At 37.6% G+C, this 7,127-nt stretch carries 5 protein-coding genes; all 5 read right to left on the bottom strand.

Annotated elements, in window-relative coordinates:
• The coding region (locus tag ACEW8F_RS01790) for a tetratricopeptide repeat protein (protein ID WP_373481761.1) at nucleotides 1-471 on the bottom strand (471 nt) is incomplete at its 3' end.
• A 44-nt stretch (nucleotides 472-515) separates the two neighbouring features.
• Nucleotides 516-2,717, bottom strand: a complete 2,202-nt coding sequence (locus ACEW8F_RS01785; RefSeq protein WP_373481760.1) for a leucine-rich repeat domain-containing protein — start codon at nucleotides 2,715-2,717, stop codon at nucleotides 516-518.
• A 515-nt stretch (nucleotides 2,718-3,232) separates the two neighbouring features.
• Entirely contained in the window at nucleotides 3,233-4,387 is a 1,155-nt protein-coding gene (locus tag ACEW8F_RS01780; protein WP_373481759.1) for a DUF5050 domain-containing protein, read from the bottom strand.
• Nucleotides 4,388-4,443: 56 nt separating this feature from the next.
• Entirely contained in the window at nucleotides 4,444-5,484 is a 1,041-nt protein-coding gene (locus tag ACEW8F_RS01775) for a hypothetical protein (protein WP_373481758.1), read from the bottom strand.
• 121 nt (nucleotides 5,485-5,605) lie between these two features.
• A complete protein-coding gene (locus tag ACEW8F_RS01770; RefSeq protein WP_373481757.1) occupies nucleotides 5,606-7,081 on the bottom strand; it encodes a helix-turn-helix domain-containing protein in 1,476 nt (491 codons plus the stop codon).
• Nucleotides 7,082-7,127: the final 46 nt, after the last annotated feature.

Genomic DNA, 7,127 nt, shown 5'->3' with positions numbered 1-7,127 from the left:
TGCCATCCCCTGGTCTTTACGATCCGTATTGATATACACTTCTGACATCAGCACCTTGCCATTATCTGTAAAGTCAATTGATTTAGCCGTTTCCAACTGGCTCTCCGCCTCGGAGTAATTCGCCATGCCCAGATAGGTTGCCCCCTTACCTTCATAAGCTAATACATTTTTTTGATCGATTTTGATGACGTCGTCATAAGCAAGGATTGCCTCTTCGTACTTGCCTTCTTCCAGGTATTTCTCGCCTAATTCAAGGTTTTTATTGATTTGTGAAATCTTCATCTGATTCATGATCAATAATACACTCACAAGCAAAATACAAAATCCCCCAATCAAACCAATGATAAAAAACAATTTTTTCCTGTGACTCTGATTTTCCGACTGTTTTTTCGTCAATAACTCTTCAGTCAAATCGCCATCAGGATCAAAACCATTCTCTCTGTTTTGATTTTCATTCTCATTACTATTCATTCATGTCCTCCACTGACATAATAACATTTATCAACTTTTTAAGATTATTTATCAATCATTAGATCTTCGGTGATTTCATCATCGTCGTCTATTTCCTGAGTTACTATTGTACTCTCTACTTTATCGACACAAGAATCTATTACGTCTTCACTTGCGGTAGGATTCTGTTTGACTTCTACGTCTTGTATTACTCCGCTCTGAATCGATTCATCAAAATTTTTTCCTGTTTTTAAATTGGCTTTAACTTTTGGCGAACGTGTTTTTTTCGGTTTTTTTCTCTTGCGCAAAGAAATAAACAGAATCAAAACAATGATTAAAACTAGTACTGTAATAACACCTGCTATGATCCACTCAACCGGGGGTCCATTGTATGATGTTGTTTCGTATCCATTCCAGGGGTTCTCAAATCCTGATTTTCCACTAAGATAATGAACCATAAATTTTTCAGAAGTATTATCAAAAACAGCCGTTCCCATTGACGGCGCATTCCCCAAAAAAGATGCGGATTCTAGTTTGCTACAACCGTTAAACGCATTATTTTCAATATTCGTTACGCTGTCGGAAATGGTGACACTGACCAAGCTCTGATTGTCTGCAAATGCTGACTCACCAATGGTTGTAACACTTTCTGGAATGCGATAATTCTTTGAATCATTATAAAAGCTTTGTAATAAGATTGTTTTTTCTTTATCAAACAAGATACCATCTTGAATCGAATAGGCCTTATTATTTTCATCAATGGTCATTTTTGCTAAATCCACGCCCGCAAACGTGCCTTTTCCCATACTGCCTAGACCATTGCCAATATTTACCTCAGTTAATTCCTTGCAATTTTCAAATGCAGCGTCACCAATACTTGTGACAGCATTAGGAATCGTTACTGTTGCTAATTTTGTATTCTTAAATGCTTCTTTTCCAATGCTGGTTACGCCGCTGCCGATTGTCACACTGGCCAGTTCAGATGCATTGGCAAATGCCGTGTCTCCAATAATGGTCACACTATTGGGGATAACGATTTTTGATAATTTCGAACTGTTAAACGCATCTTTGCCGATACTCGTTACCGATTCCGGAATTGTCACACTTGCTCCGGCATATTTCGCGAGTGCACCATCACCAATGGCCGTCACCGGGCTCCCCCCAAATGTAGCTGGAATTGAAATATCGGTACCAGACCCAGTGTAGCCTTTGAGGGTCGCACTGCCATTGGCAATGGCAAATTGATAATCATCCACAGCAAATGGGATGTTATTGTTAATTGCATATTCTTCGGCAGCAGAACCCTTTTTCCCATAGATTGTTAATTTTTTACAACCAGAAAAAGGATTCGATATCTTTGTTGTACTTGCCGGAATATAAATACCTGTCAACTCAGCACATCCAGAAAATGCCGAAGAGTCAATATTAATTAAACCATCCGGCAGTATCATTGTTGTTAAATTGGTGCAGTCTGAAAATGCATTTTGATCAACACTCGTTACACCCTCTGGTATCAAGACGCTTGTCAATCCTTTACAATTTGAGAACAAGTACCCACTAATCTCGGTAATCCTTTGCGGAATTGTGAAACTTGTTAATCCAGTACAATCTTGAAATACATGATTTCCTATTTCAGTTACACCGTCAGACAGAACAACACTCTTTAAACCTGTACAACCATCAAACAAATAGGACTTAACAATCGTTACACTTTCCGGCAATGTGATACTTGTTAAGCCTGTACATCCACTAAAGGCACCTGATCCAATATCCGTCACACCCTGAGGAATGATGATACTTGTCAAACTTGTGCAACCTCTAAAAGCTTCTTCACCAATCGCAACTGTTTTCTCAGAAATCGTGAGATTATCTAGTTTTACACAACCTTTAAAGGCCTGATAACTAATTTCTTTTACACTATCAGGGATGACAACACTTGTCAGTCCCTGAAAATCACGAAATGCACCTTCTTCAATTTTCGTTACACTCGTTGGAATAATTAAGTCAGTCTGCCCTTTGCACTTGCTAAAAGCATCCTCCCCAATGCTGGTGACGGGGTAACCACTCAACTTGCTTGGTATGGTCACATTTCCACCTGAACCAATATATTTGTCAATTCTTACTTCCCCGGCGTTGAGCGAATAGGTAAAATCACCTTCCGTCGTTCCTGCCAAGATAGGACTCACACTAATGGACATTATTGCCAATATCACCATTAGCATTAAAATAAGCAGCTCAATTTGCTTTTTTCCGGGCATTAGCTTCATAACCATTCCTCTTTCAAATATAGATTTTTTCTAATAATCTTACTTTTATACGATGTCGCTTTCTTACCTAACTATGGTTTCATAAATCACTTTTATCTTGCCTTTTAAATCTTTCTATGTAATTCAGGATAGTGATCTAAATTAGTCATTTTTCTGAAATAAAATCTTTTCCGCCAATAAATATCTCCCTTTGACGAACTCCGTCAAAACTATTGATATCAAGATCTTGAAAAACAATTTTTCAGAATGTCTTTAATTTCCAGTGACTCTCCATCCATCGCATCATATTTAATTAGCATCAATTTTAACGGCATAATGTCCCAGTCAGTTAACTAAACCGCTTCCCCCTCCGATAAAATTTAATTTTCAATCCTCCAGAGATCCAATTTGTTCTTTTTTCCAAATAATCCAAATAGACCCATTTAATTTCTCCTTAATATGTTGTGCCTGGGCGTTCACCGAACGCCCATCAATAAATATCCTTATTCAACTTGAGTATCGTTTTTTATTATAATTTAAAAACCCGTTCCAAACATCCATATTCTCTGTTTAGCTTTGCCGTTTAGCCCTACTTTTAAAAATTTCCTAAAGTCATTTCCCTGTTCTATATAATATATCCATTTATCATCGACGCCCAAAATAAAGTAAGCATCTTTATCTAAGGTTTCTGTTTCACCGCCATCCATCTCTATTTTAACAATATCTCCATCCATACCAGAATTGGACCTATGTACAAAATAAAGCGACTCATTCTGCTCAAACATAGAAATCAATGAACCATCATGTATTTTCTGCTTTTCTGTTCCATCTTTTCGCATCTTGAAAAGACTATCATTTTCAGCAGAATTTATGTAGTATATCCAGTCACCGTTTATAATTGGTTCACACTCCCCTATACGATGTGTACAATAACTAACCGTCGCTAGTGCTATTTTTTCTTTTCCGTCTAAGTTCATTCGATAAAGATCACAAGCACTATCACTAACAGTAGATGGCTCTGAAAAATAAATCCACCCATCTTCGATAGCAACTATTTTGTTAACTTCATCGCCCAAAATCTTTAAGCTGTCACTGCCGTCTGTTTTCAGTTTATAAATTCCAAAATTAGGCATTGTTTCACTGTATAAATCATTTTTCCCAAAAGCATAATAGATATAATCGTCACTCACTTTAATTTGTGCCATATCATCTTGTTCTGAATTAATAGTCAACCTGCTCAGTTCTGTATTCTCATTCCCATCTATGCGTATTTTGCCAATCGTCATATTATTATCTTCACTAAAACCTGGATCACCTTTTGCATAGTATATCCACGGTTCTGTAATGCAAAATGCATCGCAGCCTCCATCTAACAATTTTTTCTGTGAGGTGCCGTCTTTCTTGATTTTCGAGAGATCCCTTTGGTCATCAATATAGTAGATCCACTCCGCATTCTTCGAATTGTCAGGAATGATATCTAGCCGATTATCAGCACCCCCCCATAAGGATTCACATATAATTGAATCCGCTTTTTGATGAAGCAAATACATGGTCGCAAAAATAGCTATTATACCCATCAGCAAAACAGCGGCTACTACTAATCCTAATCCTAATTTAAATTTTCTCGTCTTTTTTTGTTGACGGGGACCTGCAACAATTAGCGGCTCCGTTTTTTCATCATTTATATTCATTTGATTCTCCTTTAACCAGCTGTAAAACCAATGGAAAAAGCTTTTGAACAGCTAAATCACCATGATTTCTTAACTATAAATTTTTCATCACCTTGAGTATGTGTTGAAATACTACCATTTAAGGAAAATTCAACTTCGTTTATTTGAGGATTTCCATCAGGATAATTAGGCGAAAATACATTTTCTACTCCGATTACAAAAGGCACTGGCCCCCAATTGTTCGAGGTCATTTTTGCATTAACTACGTAGTTAAATCCACCCACTATATCGCAACTTGTCCCACTTGTATATTCGCGCCCTTGAACAACACTGCCAGTGCCAATTTCAGGTATTAAACTAACCCCACTTGAACCTCTGCAAAAATTTTCAGGACTAAAATCTGGAGTTAGATTCTCAATAGTTACAGAACCAAATACATAAGCTGCTTCTTTCGGATGAAAGGTTCCTCCATTTTTAAATTCATCCCCTTCATACGCTCCCGTTAATGGCATTGTACTCTCTCCACCAACATTTTGCCAGGCTTTATCCAGCATCTCTGTTTCTGACCCTTTTAGCCACTGCCCAATTCTTACGGTAATTTTTTCTTTGTTCCCATTGTCATCAGTTGCAATAATCGAATAGGTACTATTTGGAGAAATTGCTTCATTAAGTTTGGCTTCCTTTTCGGCAGCGATCTGCTCTACCAATTTTTGTTTACTATCCCCGATTGCTGTAATCGAACTGTTCAGAGAATGTAATCGACTCTCCAATTCTTCTTTTTTACCCGCCAACTCTTCAATCTGTTGTTTGATTTCATCTGTTGCGGTACCGACAGTAGGAACATTGACCGTATCAGCTTTTGAAGAGTCAATTTCTTTCTTTAATGCTTCCAGTAAACTCGGATCGGCAAGTTCTTCTGTTTTCGTGTCTGTCAGCAATGTTTGCCCTTCAGCTATTCTATTTGAAATACTATCCTGTAATTGACTTATTTCAGTCGAAAGCGCGTCAAAATCTTTTTTTGCCTCCACCTTGGCACAAGCCGATAAACTCAATATCATAATTAAGCACATCATTATTAGTATGCTCATTTTCAGATTTCCGACTAGTCTTTTCCCCATTTTCAATCCCCTAACATCCTTTCTCAGTAAAAAAATTCAATCACAAGTTCCATTAAGTGAACAACATCATTGTGAACGTCCCACAATTTATTATTCGCTTCACACTTTAAATTTAGTCTTCTCAACAAAACATTTCTTCATTTTTTGATGCCTGCAACCCTGTGATCAACCCTTTAATTTCGTCTTTTATTTCTTTGGTTGTACAAATCCACTTACTGTCCGGCAAGAATTCAAAAAAATCGATAATCATTTGACTGATATTCCGTTCATCAATCAGCACCGAATTCAGCAATGCTTTTTCCCGATGATAAAAGCGGATCAAAACATCAGATGATTCGATCAAATTTAATTCAAAAGCACCTTCCTGTTTGAGCACATTTTCCCGGATCGCAAAAAGCTGGGCCTCAACTACTTCCAACTCCTCCAAAAGCAGTACAAAATAGGCTACTGTTTCATGTTTGTCCAGCGGTCGAACAACGGGAGCCGGAAAATTAATCAGGCTTCCCGTCTCCGCCAGCTGTCGCAGCGATTTTATCGAGAAATAACACCTTCTTTTCCGATCAGAATCAGCATATTGTCGATAAAATTGATGGATAAACTCAATAACTGTCTCGCGTTGCTCACAGTCACTGATTACCAGTTTTTCAATTTGAACCCTGCTACAAAATTTATCGAGACACGGCAGCGGTTCAAAAAAAGCCGTCCTGCGATTCATTATTGCCAGTTCCCCAGCATAAGAAATTCGCTGACTGCATTTACTGGTTAAAAGCCGGCAGCGCTTTTTCAAAGTTGAAAAGGCCTCTTTATATGCTGAAATCACTGTTTCATGCTCATAGAGTAAAGCTCTCTTAAAGTCAGCGGCAATCACTGCGACCTTGTTTTCAGTAATAAAATAATAAGGAAATATTAATGCTAAATCCTGATGGTGATCATGATCATAATATACATAAGGATAATAACCGCTTTTTTTCGTCATCAAAAAAGGCAGGATGGTTTCAAGTGCTGACAAGCTGTTAACCTGCATACCGACCCCATCACATTCTTTCGAAATCGGAAATACATTGAGGATTTCAAATTGATTATGCTCGTCAAGAAAGTACTGTTTAAGTAAATCATAAAAAAAATAAAATTCAAAAGGCAAATAAATCATCATTTGTTTTTCTTCTAGCCGAAAAACAACTTCTTCAATCATTATTTGGACAAGCTTTTGCACTTGTAAAGCACTGTTAAAACATTCCACATCTCTCATGGAATTCTCTTCAAACTCCAATGTCTTGACCGGTAAGGCTTTTATTTCGTCCACAACCTGATAGGTATGACCGATGGCATTCAAAAATTGAAGCGTGTTTTTTCTCTGAAGAAACAGCGATTCTCCCATTTTTGTCATTTCATAGTGTTCCAGAAAAACAGCCTCTTCTTTAGGGGATAATTTCAGGGCTTTTCTGAGCTTTTGAATCGCCTCCTGATTAGGAATACGATCCCCCGTCATGCTTTTTTGGATGATTGTCCTGTCGACACAGGATATTTTTGCCAACTGATAGACTGTCATTCCACACTGATCGATCTGTTTTTTTAACGTTTCACTAAACAACGTCATGCTGTCCTCCATCGCTTTTAATTAGGGATTTCGAAAAATCCCTAAT

The organism is Acetobacterium sp., from assembly GCF_041752335.1.
In the GTDB taxonomy this organism is placed as follows: Bacteria; Bacillota; Clostridia; order Eubacteriales; family Eubacteriaceae; genus Acetobacterium.
This window is presented reverse-complemented; position numbering and strand designations above follow the sequence as displayed.